Source organism: Xylophilus sp. Leaf220, assembly GCF_001421705.1.
Taxonomy (GTDB): domain Bacteria; phylum Pseudomonadota; class Gammaproteobacteria; order Burkholderiales; family Burkholderiaceae_C; genus Xylophilus.
This window is the reverse complement of the sequence record NZ_LMKO01000001.1, coordinates 354412-375331: the sequence shown is the minus strand read 5'-3', so window position 1 is coordinate 375331 and position 20920 is coordinate 354412. Positions and strand designations below refer to the sequence as shown.

The following is a 20920-nucleotide window of genomic DNA, read 5'->3' as shown; positions in this document are numbered from 1 at the left end:
GCGCTACAGCAGCACCGCGAGCAGCGCCGTCCAGCCGGTCTGGTGGCTGGCGCCCAGGCCGCGGCCGGTGTCGCCGTGGAAGTATTCGTGGAACAGCAGCATGCCGTCGGTGGCCTGCTGCTCGCCGGGCGCGCCGCAGCCGGTGCGCTGGCCGCCGGGTCCGGGCAGGTACAGCGACAGCAGGCGCTCCTGCAGGAAATCGGCCACGCCGCGGATGGACAGCATCCGGCCCGAGCCGGTGGGGCATTCGACCAGGAAGTCGTCGCCGTAGTAGGCATGGAAGCGCCGCAGCGATTCGACGATCAGGTAGTTGAGCGGAATCCACACCGGGCCGCGCCAGTTGCTGTTGCCGCCGAACATGTCGTTGTCGCTCTCGGCCGGGGTGTAGTGCAGGCCGTAGTGGGTGTCGCCCAGCGCATAGTCGAAAGCCTGGTCGCCGTAGGCCTTCGACACCGAGCGGATTCCGTGCGGCGACAGGAATTCCTTCTCGTCGAGCACCCGCCGCAGCACCCGTTTCATGCGGTGGCCGCGCAGCAGGCTGAACAGGTGCAGGCTGTTGCCGTTCGCGTGGCCCGCTGCGCCGTGCGCATGCGGCTCCTGCCAGTGGCTGACCAGCGCCGCCAGATCGGGCCGGCCCTGCAGAAAGACCTGCAGGTGGTGGCGCAGCCGGCCCAGCTTGCGGACGCGGGCGGCGTCCAGCACCTCGACCGCCAGGAACGGGATCAGGCCCGCCACGGTGCGCAGCCGCAACCGGCTGCTGGCGCCGTCGGGCATCTGGACCTGGTCGTAGTAGAAGCCGTCTTCCTCGTCCCAGAGGCCCGCGCCCTCCACCCCGCCCATGTTGGCCATGGCACCGGCGATGTAGAAGAAATGCTCGCCGAACTTGATCGCCAGGTCTTCGTAGACCGGGTCGTCCAGCGCCAGCTCCATCGCGATGCGCATCAGGTTGAGCGCGTACATCGCCATCCAGCTGGTGCCGTCGGCCTGTTCCAGCACGCCGCCGCCCGGCAGCGGCTGGCTGCGGTCGAAGACGCCCACGTTGTCCAGGCCCAGGAAGCCGCCCTGGAAGATGTTGTTGCCGCTGCTGTCCTGCCGGTTGACCCACCAGGTAAAGTTGAGCATCAGCCGGTGCAGCACGTGGCGCAGGAAGGCGGTGTCGGGCGTGCCGGTGATCGCGGCGTCGGTCTGGTAGACCTTCCAGGCCGCCAGCGCCTGCACCGGCGGATTGGCCGCTCCGAAATTCCATTCGTAGGCCGGAATCTGGCCGTTGGGGTGCATGTAGCGGTCGTGCAGCAGTAGCGTGAGCTGGCGCTTGGCGAGGGCCGGATCGACCGGTGCCACCGCGATGGCGTGGAAAGCCAGGTCCCACGAGGCGAACCACGGGTATTCCCATTTGTCGGGCATCAGCACGATGTCGTGGGCCCGCACGTGGCGCCAGCCGGCGTTGCGGCCCTTCTTGCGCGCGGCCGGAAGCGCGGAGCAGCCCGGCTCGCCGTCGAGCCAGTGCGACACGTCGTAGGCGTAGAACTGCTTGCTCCACAGCAGCCCGGCCCAGGCCTGGCGTTGCAGCGCACGCTGCTCTGCGGTGTGGTCCGGGTTCTGGCGGCGCGCATAGAAGGCGTCTGCACCGGTCCGGGCAACGTCCATCTGCCGGTCGAAGTCCGCAAAGCCGCCGACCGGCACCGCCGCGTCGTCCCGGGACAGCCGCAGCCGCACCGACGCGGCACCGCCCGCGTGCACCTGCAGCGCGAACCAGGCGCAGGCCTTGCTGCCGCGCGGTTCGGCCGACACCGCCGCCGAATTCCCCTGCACCACCCGCTCGTGGAACGCGTCCTTGAAGCATCCCCGGGAGGCGGGCGGCGTGGGCCAGGAACGGGCACCGAGCGCCTCCGCGCGTTCGGCATTCGTGGCGTTGTCGGTGAAGAGCCACTCCGGCGCCGCGCCGTCGCTCTCGACCCGGCAGGTGTAGCGGCCCAGGGTCGGGTGCCGTGCGAGCAAGGTGCCGTCGGGTCCGGCGGACAGGCCCGCCGGCATGTCTGCATTGGCGGCAGGATCGGCGCGGAACCAGAGCGTGGGCAGCAGGTGCAGCGGCGCGTCGTCCGGGCCGCGGTTGTGCGCGGTGTAGCGCAGCAGCAGGTCGTGTTCGCCGGCCTTGGCGCAGGCGATTTCCACATCGAAGTAGCGGCCCTGGTCGAAGATGCCGGTGTCGGCCAGCTCGTACTCGGGGTCGGCCCGGCTGCGGCGTGCGTTCTCTGCCACCAGCTGGGTGTACGGAAACGCGGCCTGCGGATAGCGGTAGACCATCCGCATCCAGCGGTGGTCGGGCAGGTTGTCCAGGTACCAGTACTGCTCCTTCACGTCCTCGCCGTGGTTGCCTTCGGCGTTCGACAGGCCGAAGAGCCGCTCCTTCAGGATCGGGTCCTGCCCGTTCCAGAGCGCCAGCGACAGGCACAGGCGCTGGTGCTCGTCGCTGATGCCGCCGATGCCGTCCTCGCCCCAGCGGTAGGCCACGCTGCGGGCCATGTCGTGGGTCAGCGCGTCCCAGGCTTCGCCGTCTTCGCTGGCGTCTTCCCGCACCGTGCCCCACTGGCGTTCGGCGAGGTAGGGGCCCCACAGCATCCAGGGCGCGCCGTTGGTCAGAGGATCGGGAGAGCTGGCGGCGTCGTCGGGCGCAGCGGAAGTGTCGGTCGGCATGAAGCGGGGTGGGCAGGTATCGGGCGCTAGACGGTGGATGTCGCGGCGGTGGACGCCGGGCCCCGGTCGGCGGCGCCCAGGCGCTCCTTGATCCGGTCTGCCACCCGCAGCGCGTTGGCGATGATGGTGAGCGTCGGGTTCACCGCGCCGATCGAGACGAAGAAGCTGGCATCGGCCAGGTACAGGTTGTCGATCTCGTGGGTGCGGCAGTCGAGGTCGAGCACCGAGCTGCGCGGGTCGGTGCCGAAGCGGGCGGTGCCTGCCTGGTGCGCGGTGCCGGCGATCGGGATGTTCTTGCCGAAATACAGGCTGCGCTCCAGCAGGTGCGGGTGCACGTCGCAGTGGCGCAGCAGGTCTTCGAGCTTGGCGCGCAGCCGGCGGTGCGCCTCCATGTTGTTCTCGGTCACGTCCAGCACCACCTGGCCGTCGTGCCGCAGGGAGATGCGGTTCTCGGGGCGTGGCAGGTCTTCGCTGGAGAGCCAGAAGTCGATCGAATGGCGAGCCAGCATCTCGAAGGGCATGCCGGGCAGCCATTCGAGCCAGCCGGGCAGCGCCTCGGCGCGGATCTGGTCGGCATGCGACTTGGCGCACATCTGGATCAGGCCCAGCGGATAGTCCCAGTCGTCCGAACCGAAGTAGTAGTCGCTGACGGCCAGCGTCTTCTGGAACACCGTGTCGTTGGGCTCCCGCGCCACAGCCATCAGCACCGACTGGTTGTGACGCATGTAGTTGCGGCCCAACTGGTCGGAGCCGTTGGCCAGGCCCTGCGGATGCTGGTCGTTGGCAGAGCGCAGCATCAGCAGCGCGGTACTGAGCGCACCGCAGGCCAGCACCACGATATCGGCCCGGTAGCAGGCCCGCTCGCCCTTGCACGGGCCGCTGCGGTGTTCGACCTGCACCCCGGTGATCGTGCGGCCCGCGGCATCGGTCTCGAGCCGCGAGACATAGGCGCCGGTCATCAGCGTCACGTTGGGCCAGGCGGCCAGCGTGGGGTCGATGCAGGTGACCTGCGCATCGGCCTTGCCGTTGAGCAGGCAGGGGAAACCGTCGAACGCGTCGCAGCGGATGCATCGGCTGGTGGGGGTGGGCTTGCCGTCCACTTCGTCGAGCAGGATGCCGAGCGGCAGGTGGAAGGGATGGGCACCCTGGCGGCGCAGGTCCTCGGCCAGGCGGGCGATGCGGGCTTCGTGCGCGACGGCCGGATGGGGGAAGGCGCCGCTCGCGGGCGGCTCGTTCGGGTCTTCGCCGCGCTGCCCGTGGACGTGGAACAGGCGCTCGGCCTGCGCGTAGTAGGGCTCGAAGGCGGCGTAGGGCAGGGGCCAGGCGGGCGAGATGCCGTCCGCATGCCGCACCGCGTCGAAATCCCGCTCCCGCATCCGCAGCAGCGCCGCGCCGTAGACCTTCGAATTACCGCCGACACAGTAGTGCAGGCCGGGGTGGAAGCTGCGGCCGTCGGCACCGTACCAGGTGTCCTTGGCCTGGTAGGCCCCGTCGACGAAGACGGTCTTGGAATCCCAGTTGGCCTGGGTACGGGGGAGGTATTCGCCCCGCTCCAGCACCAGGATGCGCTTGCCGGTAGGGGCCAGGCGCTGCACCAGGGCGCCACCGCCAGGGCCGGAGCCCACGACGATCAGGTCGTAGCGTTCTTCAGGGGACACGTGGGGCTTTCTGCCGGCCGTCGTCTGCCGGGTGGGACGCATCATAGGTTCGCGTCTCTCGGTGCCGCACGGTGTCCCGGCACAAAGCGGTGCCGTCTTACAGAATCGAGTGGCCCAAAAAAAGCCGGGCCGGTGCCGGCCGCGCGGTCCGCACCGGTCCGGCCTGCCGGCCGCGCAGCGTCAGCCTTGCACGGTGGCCTTCACCGCCTTCGCCCCGGCCAGCGCCGTCATGTTGACGATGCGGCGCACGGTGGACGACGGGGTGAGGATGTGCACCGAAGCGGCCGCGCCCAGCAGGATCGGACCGATGGTCATGCCCTGGCCGCTGGTGGTCTTCAGCACGTTGAACAGGATGTTGGCCGCATCCAGGTTGGGGCAGATGAGCACGTTGGCCGAGCCGGTCAGGGCGCTGTCGGCCAGGCCCGCGTTGGCGCGCACGGTCTCCGACAGGGCGGCATCCCCGTGCAGTTCGCCGTCGGATTCGATGTGCGGCGCCAGGGCGCGGAAGCGCTCGTGCGCGGCGCGCATCTTGAGTGCCGACGGCCGGGTCGAGGTGCCGTAGTTGGAGTGCGACAGGAAGGCCACCTTCGGCGGCAGGCCGAAGCGCTGCACCTCTTCTGCCGCGGCGAGCGCGATGCGGGCCAGCTGCTCGGCGTCGGGCGCGTCGTTGATGTAGGTGTCGGCGATGAAGAGCGTGTGCTCGGGCAGCATCAGCGCGTTGAGGGCGGCGAACTCGTGCGCGCCTTCCTTCAGGCCGATCACGTCCTGCACATGCTGCAGGTGGTGGTCGTAGCGGCCGACCAGGCCGCAGAGCATCGCGTCGGCATCGCCCAGCTGGACCATCAACGCGGCGATCAGGGTGTTGCTGCGGCGTACGGCGGCCTTGGCGGCCTCGGGCGTGATGCCGTTGCGTCCCATCGCGCCGTGGTAGGCCTCCCAGTACTGGCGGAAGCGCGGATCGTCCTCGGGGTCGACGCATTCGGCGTTGTGGCCGAGCTTGATGCGCAGGCCGGCCTTCAGCACCCGGGCCTCGATCACCGCCGGGCGGCCGATCAGGATCGGCCTGGCCAGCTGCTCGTCGATCACGACCTGCACCGCACGCAGGACGCGCTCGTCCTCGCCCTCGGCATAGGCCACGCGCTGCGGCGCAGCCTTGGCGGCGGTGAATACCGGACGCATGAACATGCCGGTCTGGTAGACGAAGCGGGTGAGGTTCTCGCGGTAGGCGTCGAAGTCCTCGATCGGCCGGGTGGCCACGCCCGACTCCTGCGCGGCCTTGGCGACGGCAGGGGCGATCTTCAGGATCAGGCGCGCGTCGAACGGCGTGGGGATCAGGTAGTCGGGGCCGAAGACCAGCTCCTGGCCCGGGTAGGCGGCGGCCACCTCGTCGCTGGTCTCGGCCTTGGCCAGGTCGGCGATCTCGCGCACGCAGGCGAGCTTCATCGCCTCGGTGATCTTGGTGGCGCCGCAATCGAGCGCGCCGCGGAAGATGTAGGGGAAGCACAGGACGTTGTTGACCTGGTTCGGATAGTCCGACCGGCCGGTGGCGATGATGCAGTCCGGCCGCACCGCCTTGGCCAGCTCGGGCCGGATCTCGGGCTCGGGGTTGGCCAGCGCCAGGATGATCGGCTTGTCTGCCATGGTCTTGACCATCTCGGCGGTCAGCACGCCGGGGGCGGAGCACCCGAGGAACACGTCGGCGCCGTTCACCACGTCGGCGAGGGTGCGGGCATCGGTCTTCTGGGCGTAGCGCTGCTTCGAGATGTCGAGGTTCGTGCGGCCGTCGTGGATCACGCCCTTGGAGTCGACCACGAAGATGTTCTCGCGCTTGACGCCCAGGCCGACCATCACGTCCAGGCAGGCGATGGCCGCGGCGCCGGCGCCCGATACCGCGACCTTCACCGCGCCGATCTGCTTGCCCACCAGCTCCAGGCCGTTGAGCAGCGCGGCAGACGAGATGATCGCGGTGCCGTGCTGGTCGTCGTGGAAGACCGGGATGTTGAGCCGCTCGCTCAGCTGCTTCTCGATGTAGAAGCATTCGGGCGCCTTGATGTCCTCGAGGTTGATGCCGCCGAGCGTCGGCTCCAGCGCGGCGATGATCTCGACCAGCTTGTCCGGGTCGCGCTCGGCCAGCTCGATGTCGAACACGTCGACGCCCGCGAACTTCTTGAACAGGCAGCCCTTGCCCTCCATCACCGGCTTGCCGGCCAGCGGGCCGATGTCGCCCAGGCCCAGCACCGCGGTGCCGTTGGTGATGACCCCGACCAGGTTGCCGCGCGAGGTGTACTCGTAGGCCAGCGACGGGTCGGCCTGGATGTCGAGGCAGGGGTAGGCGACGCCCGGCGAGTACGCCAGCGACAGGTCGCGCTGGTTGGACAGGGGCTTGAGCGGCGTGACCGAGATCTTGCCGCGGACGGGCGTGCGGTGGTACTCGCGCGCAGCGTCGCGCAGGGCTTGTTCGGCGGGGGAGAGGGTCTGGGACATGGACGATTCCTGGGTGCGATGGATCCCCACGAAGGGGGGCTGCGAGCTTACCCGGATCGGCGGCCGCGCAGGCCGCTCATGCCCTGCGAAGCCCGCCGGCATGCGGTTTCGGCATGGCGGGCGCCATGCAGCGCCGCAGCGGATGCGAAGGCCGGTGGTGGTGCATGCCCGCCCGGACCATGCGAAGCTCGGCCGATGACATCCTCCTTCGATCTCCAGCGTTTCCTCGACGCCCAGCAGCCGGTGATCGCCTCCGCGATGGACGAGCTGCGCGCCGGCCGCAAGCGCAGCCACTGGATGTGGTTCGTGTTCCCGCAGATCGCGGGCCTGGGCCATAGCGCCATGGCGCAGCGCTACGCGATCGCCTCGTCCGACGAAGCGCGGGCCTACCTGGCGCATCCGGTGCTCGGCACGCGGCTGCACGCCTGTACCGCCCTGGTGCTGGCGGTGCCCGGCCGATCCGCCCATGCGATCTTCGGATCGCCCGACGACCTCAAGTTCCGCTCGAGCATGACGCTTTTCTCGGCGGTGCAGGATGCCGATCCGGTATACGCCGGGGCTCTACAGCGTTTCCACGGCGGCGAAGCGGACCCGCAGACGCTGGCGCGGCTGTAGCGGGCGCGGCGCCTTCTAGTCGGCGCTGTCGTCCAGCCGGTAGCCGAAGCCGCGCACCGTCTTGATCAGCTGCAGCGGATGGCCCTCGTCCACCTTGGCGCGCAGCCGGCGCACGTAGACGTCGACCACGTTGGTCAGCGGGTCCTCGTGTGTGCCCCAGACGGCGGCCAGGATGCGCTCGCGGCTGTGCACCTTGCCGGGGGCGCCCATCAGCAGTTCCAGGAAGGCCAGCTCCTTGGCGGTCAGGGCCAGCGGCTGGCCGGCACGGCGGGCCTGCATCCGTTCGCGGTCGAGCACCAGGTCGGCCACCTGGAGCTGGTTCGGCCGCGGCTGCTGGGTGCGGCCGCGGCGCAGCAGGGCCTCGATGCGGGCCAGCAGCTCGTCGAAGGCGAAGGGCTTGGTCAGGTAGTCGTCGGCGCCCAGGCGCAGGCCGTGCACCTTGTCCTCCAGGCTGCTCAGCGCGGTGAGCATCAGCACCGGCATCTGCAGGCCCTCCGCGCGCAGCGTCCTGCAGACCTCCAGGCCGCCCAGTCCGGGCAGCATCAGGTCGAGGATCATCAGCAGGGGCGCGCCGGTGCGGGCCGCTTCCAGCCCCTCGTCCCCGGTGCGGGCCCAGTGCACCTGGTAGCCCTCGGCCCGCAGGCCGCGTACCAGAAAATCGCCGACACGGGCGTCGTCTTCCACGACCAGGATGCTCATCGGATTCCTCTGTGGGCCGGTGCCGCGGCAGGGCGGCGGCCAGGGTGGCGGAAACGGCAGGGGTGTTTCATGCGGCCGCCTCGTCCGCGCTGCGGTGCGCCAGCACCGGCAGGGTTATCTCGACGGTCGTGCCGCCGTCGGGCACGCTCTGCAGGGCGATGCGGCCCCCGTGCGCGGTGACGATGGAATGCGCGATCGACAGGCCGATGCCGCTGCCGTCGGCCCGGTGCCGGCGCGCCCGGTCGCCGCGCACGAAGCGCTCGAAGACGTGGGGCATCTCGGCGGGTTCGATGCCGATGCCCTGGTCGCGCACCCGCACCACCGCCTCGGCCGTGCCGTGCGACCACATGACCCGCACCGTGCCGTCGGGGTGGGAGTACTTGACCGCGTTGTCCAGCACCACCATCAGTGCGCGGCGCAGCCGGTCCTCGTCGGCGTGGACCCGGGGCGGCGGCAGTCCGGCATCGCCGCTGGCTTCCAGCAGCACCCGCACGCCGCGCGCGGCGCCCAGGGTGCCGGCCTGGTCCGCGGCCTCGTGCAGCAGGGCGGCCAGGTCGACCGGAGCGGGCCGCAGGATCAGCTGGTCGGCATCGGCGCGGGCGACCAGCATCAGGTCTTCGACCACGTCTGAGAGCTGGCCCACGCCGCCGACGATGCGCGACAAAGTCTGCCGGTACTCGGTGACCGGCCGGTCGGCGCCGCGCAGGGCGATCTCGGCCTCGCCGCGGATCGCGGTGGCCGGGGTGCGCAGGTCGTGGCTCAGGTCGGCGAAGAGCTGGCGGCGGCGCTGGTCGATGCGCTGCAGCGTCTCGTGGGCCTGGCGCAGTTCGGCGGTGCGGTCCTGCACCGCGGTCTCCAGTTGCTGGCGGGTGGCGTCGGCGCGGGTGCGGTGCTGCTGCAGCTCGTCGGTCATGGTGTTGAACTGCTCGGCCACCTTGGCGAACTCGTCCTCGGAATCGATGCGCACCCGGTGGTCGAGCCGTCCGGCCTGCAGCTGCCGGATTCCCGCCATCAGCCGGGCCAGCGGCTGCTGCAGGTTGCCGCCCAGCCAGCGCGCCATCACGATGGAGGCGAGCAGCGTCACCGCCGCCATGCCGATGGCCTGCATCCGCAGCGCGTCGAGGCCGCTGGCGGTGGCGGCCCGCGCCGCCGGCACCACCGTGCGCTGCCGCTCGATCGCGCTGTCGATCAGCTCGCGCAGGTCGCGGCCGCGGGCCTGGTTGAAGACGCCGTTCAGCTCCTGCCACACCGCGCCGAAATCCGATCCCGCGCTCAGCGGCGCCAGCGCCAGCAGCCGGTTCTGCACCGCCACGATGTTGTCGTCGAGCAGGTCGGTGACGGCCACCAGACGCTGGCCGTCGGCCGGCGGCTCCACCATCGCCTGGCCCGACAGCTTCTCCAGCAGCTCCTGGTCGCGGCGCGCCAGGTCCTGCAGGGTGGTGGCGCTGGCGCGCATCCGGGCGAGCAGCGCGGTGCGGGTCTCGGGCGACGCATCGGCCGCGTTCATCAGGCGCTGCGAGGCCCAGACCCGCAGCCGCTGCTTGTTGGCCGAGAGTTCCACCAGCTCGGCCAGGATGTCGCTCGCCAGCCGGCTGTGCTGCGCATAGTCGTAGACCCGCACCGATCCCATGTAGACGAAGGCCGCCTGCACGCACACCAGTGCGACGAGCAGGCCGAGCGCCATCGAGATCTTGAAGCGGAACATGGGCCGGACGTCGCTGCCGCTGCCGCCGTGCCGCTCAGGCCAGCAGGTCGCGCAGGGCGCGGGCGATCACCTTGGTCGCGCGGCGCAGGTCGTCGAGCTGCAGCCGCTCGTCGTTGCGCTTGGCGTGCGATTCGAGCACGGTGCGCGGGCCGGCGCCGTAGATCACGCCGGGGATGCCGGCCTCGGCATACAGCCGCACGTCGGTGTAGAGCGGCGTGCCCATCGCCGGGATCGGCTGGCCGAAGAGGGCCTGGCCGTGCTTCTGGATCGCCTCCACCAGCGGCGCGTTGCCCGGCAGCGGGCGCATCGCATTGGCGAGCAGCAGGCGGCGGATCTCGACGGCGATGCCGGGCTGGGTGGCGGCCGCGTCGGCGATGACCTGGCGGATCGACGCCTCGACCTCGGCCGGGTTCTCCTCGGGGATCATCCGGCGGTCGAGCTTGAAGACCACCTTGCCGGGCACGACGTTGGTGTTGGTGCCGCCCTCGATCCGGCCGACGTTGAGGTACGGGTGGTTGATGCCCTCGACCTGCGAGCGCACCTGGCGGTAGGCCGTGTTCTGCGCATAGAGCGCGTTGAGGATCGCGACCGCGCCCTGCAGCGCGTCCACGCCGCTGGCGGGGATGGCGGCGTGCGCCATCTTGCCGTGCACCGTCACCTCCATCTGCAGGCAGCCGTTGTGGGCGGTGACCACCTCGTAGGAGAAGCCGGCGGCGATCAGCAGGTCGGGCTTGGTCAGGCCCTGCTTCAGCAGCCAGCCGGGGCCGAGTTCGCCGCCGAACTCCTCGTCGTAGGTGAAGTGCAGCTCCACCCCGCCCTTGAGCGGCGCGCCCAGCGATTCCAGCGCCCGCACCGCGAAGCTGAAGCTCGCGAAATCGCCCTTGCTCACCGCGGTGGCCCGGCCGTAGACGGCGCCACCCTCGATCTCGGCGCCGTAGGGGTCGTGCGACCAGCCGTCGCCGGGCGGCACCACGTCGCCATGGGCGTTGAGCGCCACGGTGCGGCCGCCGTCCGCATATTTGCGGCGCACGATCAGGTTGGTGATCGACTCCATGCCGTAGGCCTGCACCTCGGCCTGCGGCACCGGATGGCGCTCGGCCTCGAAGCCGAAGGCCTGCAGCAGCGTGGCGGTGCGCTCGGCGTGGGGCGCGTTGTTGCCGGGCGGCGTGTCGGTGGGCACCCGCACCAGCTCCTGCAGGAAGCGCATTTCTTCGTCGAAGTGGGCGTCGATCCAGGTGTCGAGGCGGTCGTAGTCGGTGGCGTGGTCGGATGCGGTCATGGCAGGAGCCCCTGCGGCGTGCAGAGGCCGGTTTATGAATGAAAAGTGCCTGCGGCCGGCGAATGGCGCCGACCTCTAGCTATCAATACTATAGCGAAGCGTTGCAGATCAGGTCGCGACGGCGGCGGCGGCCTCGGTCTCCAGCCCGTCGAGCAGCCGCTGGAAGGCGCGCACCGCCAGGTCCATATCCTCGCTGCTGCTGCTCTCGAGCGGGTTGTGGCTGATGCCGCCGTTCTCGCCGCGCACGAAGAGCATCGCCTGCGGCAGGATGCGGTGCAGCTTCATCGCGTCGTGGCCGGCGCCGCTGGGCATGCGGTGCAGCGGCACGCCCAGCGACTCGACCGCCGCTTCCCAGCGCGCCTGCCATGCGGGCGCGCTCGGCGCGGCGGCGGCGCGCTCGGTCTCCTCCAGGGTGAAGTGCACGCCGCGGCGGGCGCAGATCGCGGCCAGCATCGCCTGCACGTCGGCGGCCAGCGCGTCGCGCTGCGGGTCGTTGGGCGCGCGCATGTCGAGGGTGAAGCGGCAGCGGCCCGGCACCACGTTGAGCGAGCCGCCCGGCACCTCCAGGATGCCGATGGTGCCGACCGAATCGCCGTCGAGCGAGGCCCGCTGCTCCAGGTAGACGGCCAGCTCGGCCACGGCCGCGGCGGCGTCGCGACGGCGGTCCATCGGCGTGGTGCCGGCATGGCTGGCGGTGCCGATCACCTCGCAGACGCAGCGCACGCTGCCGTTGATCGAGGTGACGATGCCCAGCGGCAGGTTGAGCTCCGTCAGCACCGGCCCCTGTTCGATGTGCACCTCCACGAAGCCCAGGTAGCGCGCCGCGTCGCGCCGCAGCGCGGCGATGGCCTCGAGCGTGGCGGGCAGCCCGGCGTGCTGCATCGCGGCGCGCATGGTGATGCCGTCGGCGTCCTGCTGGTCGAGCCATTCGGGCTTGAAGTCCCCGGTGAGCGCGCCGGAGCCGAGGAAGGTCGCCTTGTAGCGCTGGCCTTCCTCCTCGGCGAAGCCCACCAGCTCGATCGCGAAGGGCAGGCGGCGGCCCTGGCGGTGCAGTTCGCGGATGCAGGCCAGCGGCACGAAGATGCCCAGCCGCCCGTCGTACTTGCCGCCGTTGCGCACCGTGTCGTAGTGCGACCCGGTCATCAGCGTGGGGGCCGCCGGGCCGGCGCCGGCGGCGGCCTCGTAGCGGCCGACGACGTTGCCGACCGCGTCGATCGACACGCTGTCGCAGCCGCTCTCGCGCATCCACCCGGCGATGCGGCGGGCGCTGGCCCGGTGCGCCTCGGTGAGGTAGAGCACGGTGAGCTGGCCCTGCTCGGCGAAGCCCGGGTCGCTGAAGTCGGCCAGCGACTCCTGCCAGTCCCACACCGCGTCGCCCAGCGTGGGCGCGGTGCCGAACTTGTCGGCCAGCCGGATCTCGGCGATGCGGTGGATGTTGCGCAGCGCCTCGTCGCGCTCGGCGTCGGGGTGGTGGCGCAGCCGGCGGGCGAAGGTGGCGATGATCTGCGCCTTGCCCAGCCCGGTGCCGCGCGGCCCGCGCACCGCCAGGATGAACGGGAAGCCGAAGCGCGCGTTGTAGTCGGCGTTGAGCTGCTGGATGCGGGCGAACTCCTCGGGCGTGCACCGGGTCAGGCCGGCGGCCTGCTGCTCGTTCGTCGATTCGGCGGTGAGCGACCGGTCCACCATCGCCTTGCCGGCCAGCTCGGGGTGGGCGCGGATCAGCGCCAACTGCGCCTCCGTCGGCGCGGCCGCCACGGTGGCCGCCAGCGCATGCTTGAAATGCGCGACCGACCGGAACGGCGCTGCCGCAGCGGTAGCCGCTGCGACCGTTTGCTCGACGATCCAGGGCGAATGCTCGTACAGGCCGTCGAGCAGCGCCGCCGCTTCCGCAGGCGACGCGGCATTGAGTTGGTCCAGGGTGATCGGCATGTCAGGCGCCTTGTTCGGTGTGGGGGTGCACCGCCTGCCAATGGCGGGCGATGTCCATGCGGCGGCAGATCCAGACGCGGTCGTGCTTCTGGATATGGTCCAGGAATTTGTGCAGCGCGCCGATGCGCCCCGGCCGGCCGAGCAGCCGGCAGTGCATGCCGATGCTGAGCATCCGGGGCGTTTCGGCACCTTCGGCGTACAGCGCGTCGAAGCTGTCGCGCAGGTAGGTGAAGAAGTCCTCGCCGTGGGCGAAGCCCTGGGGCAGCGAGAAGCGCATGTCGTTGGTGTCGAGCGTATAGGGCACCACCAGGCGCGGCACCACCGTGCCGTCGGTGCGCCGCACCTTCATCCAGAAGGGCAGGTCGTCGCCGTAGTAGTCGCTGTCGTAGGCCAGGCCGCCGTCGTCGGCCACCAGGCGGCGGGTGCGGGGGCTGTCGCGGCCGGTGTACCAGCCCTCGGGCCGCACGCCGGTCATCTGCGCGATGGTGTCGAGTGCCAGGCGCATGTGGGCGCGCTCGGTTTCCTCGTCCACGCCCTGGTAGTGGATCCAGCGCCATCCGTGGCAGGCGATCTCGTGGCCCAGTTCCACGAAGGCGCGGGTCAGGTCTGGGTGGCGCTGCAGGGCCATGCCGACGCCGAACACGGTGAGCGGCAGGCCGCGCTCCTCGAACGCCCGCAGGATGCGCCAGACGCCGACACGCGAGCCGTACTCGTAGATGCCCTCCATGCTCATGTGACGGTCGGGGAAGGCCGGCGGGTTGAACATCTCCGAGAGGAACTGCTCCGATCCGGCATCGCCGTGCAGCGTGGCGTTCTCGCCGCCTTCCTCGTAGTTGAGGACGAACTGCACCGCGATCCGCGCGCCGCCCGGCCACTGCGCGTGCGGCGGGTGGCGGCCGTAGCCGACCAGGTCGCGCGGATAGGGAAGGGTGGCGTCGTACACGGCGGAAGTGGTCATGCAAGCAGGGTGGTGAGGGTCGCGTCGCGGGGCAACGGCACGGGCCGGGGCAGAACCGCATTCTTCTCGAAAACGCGAGTACCGCGATCGCCGCCGGGGCCGCACCGCCCGAGATTCTGGCCTACCGCGCCGGAGGATTCCGGGGTGCACCAAGGCTGTGCGCGGTGCCGGGCCGTGCAGGGGCTTGCCGCAGGTCTGCCTACACTCGCGGTTTCGCCCCGCGCGGGCCGGCCGTCGCCGCGGCACGGCGCCGGCGGGCGCTCCGTCCAACCGATTCCAGGAGGTGGCCCATGGGCCTCAGCACCCACGTTCTCGACACGATGCACGGCAGCCCCGCCGCGGGCATGGCCGTCACCCTCTACGCCACCCACGGCGATGCGGCCACGCTGCTGCAGCGCCTGGTGCTCAACCACGACGGCCGCACCGATGCGCCGCTGTTCGACAACGCCGGGCTGCGCACCGGCACCTACCGGCTCTCGTTCGACGTGGCGGGCTATTTCCGCGGCCGCGGCGTGACGCTGCCGGAGCCGAACTTCCTGAGCGTGGTGAGCATCGATTTCGGCATCGCCCACGCCGACCAGCACTACCACGTGCCGTTGCTGGTGAGCCCCTGGGCCTATTCCACCTACCGCGGCAGTTGATGCCGAAGCGCGGCAGCCGCTAGTTCTGCCCTTCGGTGAGGGTGTCGAGCTGGAACTTGCCGCTCTTGTCCCAGAGCCAGGTGTCGGTGTAGACCACCTTGCCCAGGCGCACCGGCGCCGGGAAGGGCGCCGCGGCGCGCACGGTGCGCTCGATCTCGGCGATCACCTCGGGCGCATGGCGCGGGGCGCGCATCCATTCGAGCTTGCCGACCTTGCCGGCCGCGTCGATGTTGACCTGCAGCGTGCCGATCGCGTAGAGCAGCGGCGGCAGCTTGCCCTTGTAGATGCGCTGCGCGTTCAGGCCGTAGAGGTGGGTGGCGCCGTCCTGCCGGTAGGCGCGCGGCGTGGCGGCCGACGAGGCGCGGGCCGAGCCCTTGTCGCCCGGCACCGGGCCGGTGGCGACCGGGGGCGCGGCGGGGTCGGGCGTCTTCGGCTGGGGCGGCGCGGGCGTGTCGGTGCCCGACCTGCAGGATGCGACGACGGCGGCGACGGCCGACAGCAGCACGGCCACGATCCAGGGGCGGCGGGGCGGTTCAGGCGGCATGGGTGACGGCCCTCGGGTCAGAATGCGAACAAAGGAAATACGCGACGTGGACATCTTGAATGCCCTGCTGCAGCGCCTGCCGCAGGCCGCGGCGGTGCTGGTGGCGGTGGAGTCTACCCAAGGGTCTGTGCCGCGCGGCCCCGGCACCTGGATGGCGGTGTTCGCCGATGCGCTGGTGGGCACCATCGGCGGCGGCCGGCTCGAATTCGACGCGGTGGCCGAGGCGCGGCTGCGGCTGTCCGGGCAGGGCGGCACGGAGCCGGTGCGGCGCTATCCGCTGGGGCCGTCGCTCGGCCAGTGCTGCGGCGGGGTGGTGCACCTGCGCTTCGAGCCGGTGGGCGCGGCCGACGTGGCGGCGCTGCGGGCGCGGCTGTCGGCGGCGCGCAGCCCGGTGGCCCTGTTCGGCGGCGGCCACGTGGGCGCCGCGCTGGCCCGCGTGCTGGCGCCGCTGCCCTTCGCGCTCACCTGGATCGACAGCCGCGACGGCATCTTCCCGCCCGACGCGGCGGCCGGCGCCGCCTGCGAGCATTCCGACCCGGTGCAGGCGGCGGTGCCCGGGCTGGCCGCCGGCTCGCGGGTGCTGGTGATGAGCTTCAGCCATGCGGAGGACCTCGACATCGTCGCCGCCTGCCTGCAACGCCGCCGGGCGCGGGCCGACCTGCCGTTCCTGGGCCTGATCGGCAGCCGCACCAAGTGGGCGACCTTCCGGCGCCGGCTGGAAGCGCGCGGGTTCACGCCGGCGGAGCTGGACGCGGTCGTCTGCCCGATCGGGCTGCCCGGCATCGCCGGCAAGGAGCCGGAGGTGATCGCGGTGGCGGTGGCGGCACAGTTATTGCAAACCCTGGGCTCGCAGGGCGGGTCCTGACGCGCGGCCCCACCCGGCGGTCGGCGGATTGCATACACTCGCCGGCACAGGTCGCAGCGGAGCGGGGGACGGCGACACGTCCCGGGTTCGCGGCCATTTCTGCTCAGAGCGCCCGCAGTGGTGAGCAGGTTGCCACATACAGGCCGCGTCCCCCGCGCGGCATTCCAGACACATGGAAAGCTATCTTCTCGACTGGGCCAACCTGCTGCTGCGCTGGGTCCACGTCATCACCGCCATCGCCTGGGTGGGCTCGTCGTTCTACTTCGTCTTCCTGGACAGCAGCCTCACCCCGCCGCAGGACGAAGAGCTGAAGCGCCAGGGCGCCACCGGCGAGCTGTGGGCGGTGCACGGCGGCGGCTTCTACCACCCGGTGAAGTTCGCGGTGAAGCCGCCGCAGCTTCCGCCGCACCTGCACTGGTTCTTCTGGGAGAGCTACAGCACCTGGATATCGGGCTTCGCGCTGTTCTCCGTCTCCTACATCTGGAACGCCAGCGCCTACCTGGTCGACAAATCGAGGATGGACTGGTCGCCCGGCGCGGCGGTGGCGGTGGCGCTGTCGTTCTTCGTGGTGTTCTGGATGCTCTACGACGCCATCTGCCAGATCTTCGGCCGCCGCAAGAACGGCGACGCCATCGTCGGCGCGCTGACCCTGGTGCTGGTCTGCGCCGCGGCCTGGCTGGCCTGCCACTGGTTCGCTGGCCGCGCGGCCTTCCTGCTGGTGGGCGCCATGATCGCCACCAGCATGAGCGCCAACGTGTTCTTCTGGATCATCCCGGGCCAGAAGAAGGTGATCGCCGCGATCAAGGCCGGGCAGCCGGTCGATCCGGTGCACGGCTGGCGCGGCAAGCAGCGCAGCGTGCACAACACCTACTTCACCCTGCCGGTGCTGTTCGCGATGCTCAGCAACCACTACAGCTTCACCTACACCCATCCGCAGAACTGGCTGGTGCTGATCGCGATGATGTTCGCCGGTGCGGCGATCCGGCAGTTCTTCGTGCTGCGCCACGGCTGGAAGCTGGGCCGCAACCGGCATCCGCTGCCCTACGCGCTGGTGGGCGTGGCGGTGATCGCCGCCACCATCTTCGCGCTGCGCCCCGCGCCCGTTGCTATGGTTTCGATAGCTGAAGGCGGGCGTACGGAGCCGGCTGCACCGGTTTCCTATGCCGAAGTGCAGAAGGTGCTGGAGCAGCGCTGCTACATGTGCCACGGCGCCGCCATGCAGATGAAGAACGTGCGCCTGGACTCGCCCGAGCAGCTGAAGGCCCATGCCCAGGGCGTCTACCAGCAGGCGGTGGTCACACGCACCATGCCGATGAACAACGCCACCGGCATCACCGAGGCCGAGCGCGCCTTGCTTGGCCGCTGGTTCCAGGCCGGCGCGCCGGTGCAGTAGCCGCCCTGCCGGCCTGCCGCGCCGGCACGGGGCCGGGCGACGCCGCCGCTACCGGCCGACCAGGTGGGGCTTGCGCTGCGCCGTCACCGCCGCCGCGGCCCGGGGGGCGTCCGGCTCCCGCACCAGGATCCGCTGGCGCGCCACCTTGGCGTCGTGCTTGGCCAACGCGGCCTGGCTGGCTACCTCGTCCGCATGGCGGAACTGGCCGCCGCGCACCGCCACCACGCCGATCGAGAGCGTGGTGCAGGGATAGAAGCGCGGCTGGCCGTCGCGGTCTTCGCCGTGGATGCCGCCGTGGGCGCGGGCGGCCGGGTCGAACAGCGCCAGCGCCTGCTCGGCCACCTCCTGCACGATCCGCTCGCAGCGCTGGCGCCAGTCCGCGCTCTGGAACAGCAGCACGAAATCGTCGCCGCCCACATGGCCGACGAAGTCGTGCTGCGGATCGGCATGCAGCAGCGACACGCGCGCCACCAGCCGGATCATCTCGTCGCCGCGCCAGTAGCCGTAGTGGTCGTTGAACGGCTTGAAGTCGTTCAGGTCGGCATGGCAGGCGACGAAGTCGACCCCGCCGCCCAGCAACCGGTCGATCTGCAGGTTGATCGGAATGTTGCCCGGCAGAAAGGTCAGCGGGTTGGCATGCCGCGCCGCCTCGATCCGCGCCTCGGTCACGGTGCGCACCAGCTGCTCGCCGGTGCCCAGGCCGGCGTACCGGCCGCGCGCGGTGATGATGAAACCGTCGCTCAGGTAGCGCTGGTCGTGCGAGGTGAGGATCGCGGCCAGCGCGTCGATGTCGTCCTCGATGTCGACGATCCGCGGCGCGGTGTCGGCGCAGCCGATGCAGGGCTTCTTGCCGTGCACCTCGCGGAAGTACAGGGTGGCGTAGCGGTTCATGAACTGCTGCCGGTTCACCAGCGCCACCGGCCGGCCGTCCTCCACCAGCGCGATCGCGTGCAGCGCCTCGTGCTGGTGGAACAGCTCGGCCAGCGCGTCGTGGGTGGTGCCCGGATGCGCGGTGGGCGCGTCGATCCGCGGAAACCCGCGCAGCACGCCCGGCCGCGTCGGCAGCTGCTGGCGCAGCACCACCAGCGACTGGGCCTCGCCCAGCACGGTGCGGGCGGCCTGCGCCACCTGCTGGCGCGGCAGCGGCGCCGGGCGGCCCAGCAGGTAGCCCTGGCCGTAGGGGACGCGCAGCTCGCGCAGCACCCGCAGGTCGGCCGGCGTCTCGATGCCCTCGGCCACCAGCTGGGTGCCGAACGCCTCTGCGATGTTCAGCAGCGCCTGCACCAGCCGCAGGTTCTCGGGCCCGTCGTTGCCGTGCAGCGCACGGGTGAAGTACTTGTCGATCTTCACGAACTCGGGTCGCAGCTCCGACCACAGCCGCAGGCTGGAGCGCCCGTCGCCGAAGTCGTCCAGCGCCAGCGCCACGCCGCCGGCCCGCAGCAGCCGCACCGCGTCGCCCAGCGCCTCCTTGTCGGCCACCCGCTCGTGCTCGGTCAGCTCCAGCACCAGCATGCGCGGGTCGATCTTCAGCCGCTGCAGGTGTGCCAGCAGCGCCGCCGCGCCATGGCGGCGCAGGGCCTGCACCAGCGCATCGGCGCTGATGTTGAGGAACAGCCGCCCGCTGCCCTGCACCCGGTGCCAGTCGGCCAGCGCCGTCTCCAGGCACAGCAGCTCGAACATCGCCAGCACGCCGGCGTTGCGGGCCAGCGCCAGCAATGCGTCGGGCGTGTGCAGCGGCGTGTTGACCGGCCCGCGGATCAGCGCCTCGTGCCCGAAGACCGTGCCCTTGTGCAGATCGGCCAGCGGCTGGAACAGGGCGTTGAGCTGGCGGTAGCGCATCAGCCGTGCCAGGGTGCGCAGGTCGCGGCGGCGCTGCGCGAAGGTGGGGGCCGCAGGATGCGTGGCGGCGGGGAGGGGGGTGGGGACGGGCATGGCCCGCCGATCCTGCCGGCCGGCCGTGACGCGGTCATGACGGGTTGTACCCGGCTGCAACGGCAGCAGTGGACCGGCGGATGCAGGGTATTGCAGGGTGCGGCGCCGCGGGCGGCCCCGGCAGAATGCGGCACGTTCCGCCATCCGCCCGCCCACCCGCCCACCGCTGTCGCACTCTGATCATGAAGCCTTCCCTCGCCGATCCCCGCGCCTTCCTGCAGCATCTCTTCGGGGTGGCGGTGCGCCGCGCCCAGCCGCTCCATACCCTCGGCCCCTTCCTGCCACCGCCGCCCAAGGGCCGCACGGTCGTGGTCGGTGCGGGCAAGGCCGGCGGCGCGATGGCGCAGGCGCTGGAGGCGCTGTGGCCGGCCGACGCGCCGCTGGAGGGCCTGGTCGTCACCCGGTACCACCACATCCCCCCGCGCCCGGCCGGCCTGCCGCAGCGCATCGAACTCGTCGAGGCCGCCCACCCGGTGCCCGACGCAGCCGGCCTGGCCGCTGCCGAGCGCATGCTGCGGATGGTGCAGGGCCTGACGGCCGACGACCTGGTGCTGTGCCTGATCTCCGGCGGCGGATCGTCGCTGCTCACGCTGCCGGCCGAGGGCCTGACGCTGGAAGACAAGCAGCGCATCAACCGCGCCCTGCTGGAGTCGGGCGCCCACATCGGCGAGATGAACTGCGTGCGCAAGCACCTCTCCCGCATCAAGGGCGGCCGCCTGGCCGCGGCCTGCGCGCCGGCCCGGGTGGTGACCCTGGCGATCAGCGACGTGCCGGGCGACGACCCGTCGGTCATCGCCAGCGGCCCCACCGTGCCGGACGCCAGCAGCTGCGCGGATGCGCTCGACATCCTGGCCCGCTACCGGATCGACATTCCCGCCGGGGTGCGCGCCCGCCTGGAGACCGGCGCCCTCGAAACCCCCAAGCCCGGCGACCCGGCCTTCGACGGCCAGACGGTCCAGCTGATCGCCACCCCCCGCCAGTCGCTCGAAGCCGCTGCCGAGGCTGCCCGCGCCGCAGGCCTGCCGGCCTACATCCTCAGCGACGAGATCGAAGGCGAGTCCCGCGAAGTCGGCAAGGTCCACGCCGCCCTGGCCCGCGCCGTGGCCCGCCACGGCCAGCCGTTCGCGAAGCCCTGCGTGATCCTCTCCGGCGGCGAGACGACCGTCACCGTGCGGCCCCGCGCCGAGGGCGCCGCCAAGGGCCGGGGCGGGCGGGCAGGGGAGTTCTGCCTGGGGCTGGCGCAGGCGCTGCAGGGCGAAGCGGGTGTGTGGGCGCTGGCGGCGGATACCGACGGCATCGACGGGGTGGAGGACAACGCGGGGGCGTTCGTGGTGCCGGATACGCTGGCGCGGGGTGTGGCGGCGGGCTGCAAGATCGCGGACTGTTTGCAGCGCAACGATGCGTATGGGTATTTCGACGCGGTGGGGGATTTGCTGGTGACGGGGCCGACGAATACCAATGTGAATGATTTTCGGGCGATAGTTATTTACTAATTATGGTATCATTTATAGAGCGCTTATTTTG

General features: G+C 71.1%; 15 protein-coding genes. 5 read left to right on the top strand and 10 right to left on the bottom strand.

The window, feature by feature from the left end; all coding sequences use genetic code 11:
- Nucleotides 1-3: 3 nt before the first annotated feature.
- From ASE76_RS01705 to ASE76_RS01695, 3 genes are all read right to left on the bottom strand, one after another.
- Nucleotides 4-2694 (bottom strand): glucosidase, encoded by a 2691-nt coding sequence (locus ASE76_RS01705; RefSeq protein ID WP_082447840.1) that lies wholly within the window; start codon nt 2692-2694, stop codon nt 4-6.
- A 26-nt stretch (nt 2695-2720) separates the two neighbouring features.
- A complete protein-coding gene (locus tag ASE76_RS01700; RefSeq protein WP_236698301.1) occupies nt 2721-4352 on the bottom strand; it encodes a GMC oxidoreductase in 1632 nt (543 codons plus the stop codon).
- A 180-nt stretch (nt 4353-4532) separates the two neighbouring features.
- Nucleotides 4533-6836 carry an NADP-dependent malic enzyme gene (locus ASE76_RS01695; protein WP_055833759.1) on the bottom strand — a complete coding sequence of 768 codons (2304 nt, stop codon included), beginning with the start codon at nt 6834-6836 and terminating at the stop codon, nt 4533-4535.
- 195 nt (nt 6837-7031) lie between these two features.
- On the opposite strand from ASE76_RS01695, the gene ASE76_RS01690 reads away from it, so the two are divergent.
- Nucleotides 7032-7451 (top strand): DUF1810 domain-containing protein, encoded by a 420-nt coding sequence (locus ASE76_RS01690; RefSeq protein ID WP_055833756.1) that lies wholly within the window; start codon nt 7032-7034, stop codon nt 7449-7451.
- A 15-nt stretch (nt 7452-7466) separates the two neighbouring features.
- Here ASE76_RS01690 and ASE76_RS01685 read toward each other — a convergent pair whose 3' ends face one another.
- The 5 genes from ASE76_RS01685 to puuE all read right to left on the bottom strand — a co-directional run bounded on the left by ASE76_RS01685 (nt 7467) and on the right by puuE (nt 14021).
- Nucleotides 7467-8150, bottom strand: a complete 684-nt coding sequence (locus tag ASE76_RS01685) for a response regulator transcription factor (RefSeq protein WP_055833753.1) — start codon at nt 8148-8150, stop codon at nt 7467-7469.
- Nucleotides 8151-8217: 67 nt separating this feature from the next.
- Complete coding sequence (locus tag ASE76_RS01680; RefSeq protein ID WP_055833748.1) at nt 8218-9855, bottom strand: HAMP domain-containing sensor histidine kinase; 1638 nt, start codon at nt 9853-9855, stop codon at nt 8218-8220.
- A 34-nt stretch (nt 9856-9889) separates the two neighbouring features.
- A complete protein-coding gene (locus ASE76_RS01675; protein WP_055833745.1) occupies nt 9890-11134 on the bottom strand; it encodes an ArgE/DapE family deacylase in 1245 nt (414 codons plus the stop codon).
- Between the two features lie 108 nt (nt 11135-11242).
- Entirely contained in the window at nt 11243-13063 is a 1821-nt protein-coding gene (gene uraD / locus ASE76_RS01670; protein WP_055833742.1) for a 2-oxo-4-hydroxy-4-carboxy-5-ureidoimidazoline decarboxylase, read from the bottom strand.
- Between the two features lies 1 nt (nt 13064).
- Nucleotides 13065-14021, bottom strand: a complete 957-nt coding sequence (puuE, locus tag ASE76_RS01665) for an allantoinase PuuE (RefSeq protein WP_055833739.1) — start codon at nt 14019-14021, stop codon at nt 13065-13067.
- A gap of 290 nt (nt 14022-14311) precedes the next feature.
- Here puuE and uraH point away from each other — a divergent pair, with 290 nt between their 5' ends.
- The gene (uraH, locus tag ASE76_RS01660) at nt 14312-14662 is read left to right on the top strand and encodes a hydroxyisourate hydrolase (RefSeq protein ID WP_055833736.1); all 351 of its coding nucleotides are present in this window, start codon (nt 14312-14314) and stop codon (nt 14660-14662) included.
- Between the two features lie 19 nt (nt 14663-14681).
- On the opposite strand, the gene ASE76_RS01655 is transcribed toward uraH, so the two are convergent.
- A complete protein-coding gene (locus ASE76_RS01655) occupies nt 14682-15206 on the bottom strand; it encodes a hypothetical protein (RefSeq protein ID WP_082447839.1) in 525 nt (174 codons plus the stop codon).
- A gap of 46 nt (nt 15207-15252) precedes the next feature.
- On the opposite strand from ASE76_RS01655, the gene xdhC reads away from it, so the two are divergent.
- Both xdhC and ASE76_RS01645 read left to right on the top strand, forming a co-directional pair.
- A complete protein-coding gene (gene xdhC, locus ASE76_RS01650) occupies nt 15253-16071 on the top strand; it encodes a xanthine dehydrogenase accessory protein XdhC (RefSeq protein WP_055833733.1) in 819 nt (272 codons plus the stop codon).
- 172 nt (nt 16072-16243) lie between these two features.
- Nucleotides 16244-17464 (top strand): urate hydroxylase PuuD, encoded by a 1221-nt coding sequence (locus ASE76_RS01645; RefSeq protein WP_055833730.1) that lies wholly within the window; start codon nt 16244-16246, stop codon nt 17462-17464.
- Between the two features lie 48 nt (nt 17465-17512).
- Here the strand turns inward: ASE76_RS01645 and ASE76_RS01640 are convergent, their stop codons facing one another.
- Nucleotides 17513-19396: a phosphodiesterase gene (locus tag ASE76_RS01640; protein WP_082447838.1), complete on the bottom strand. Its 1884-nt coding sequence runs from the start codon at nt 19394-19396 to the stop codon at nt 17513-17515.
- A 182-nt stretch (nt 19397-19578) separates the two neighbouring features.
- Here ASE76_RS01640 and ASE76_RS01635 point away from each other — a divergent pair, with 182 nt between their 5' ends.
- Nucleotides 19579-20889: a glycerate kinase gene (locus tag ASE76_RS01635; RefSeq protein WP_055833727.1), complete on the top strand. Its 1311-nt coding sequence runs from the start codon at nt 19579-19581 to the stop codon at nt 20887-20889.
- Nucleotides 20890-20920 lie beyond the last annotated feature (31 nt).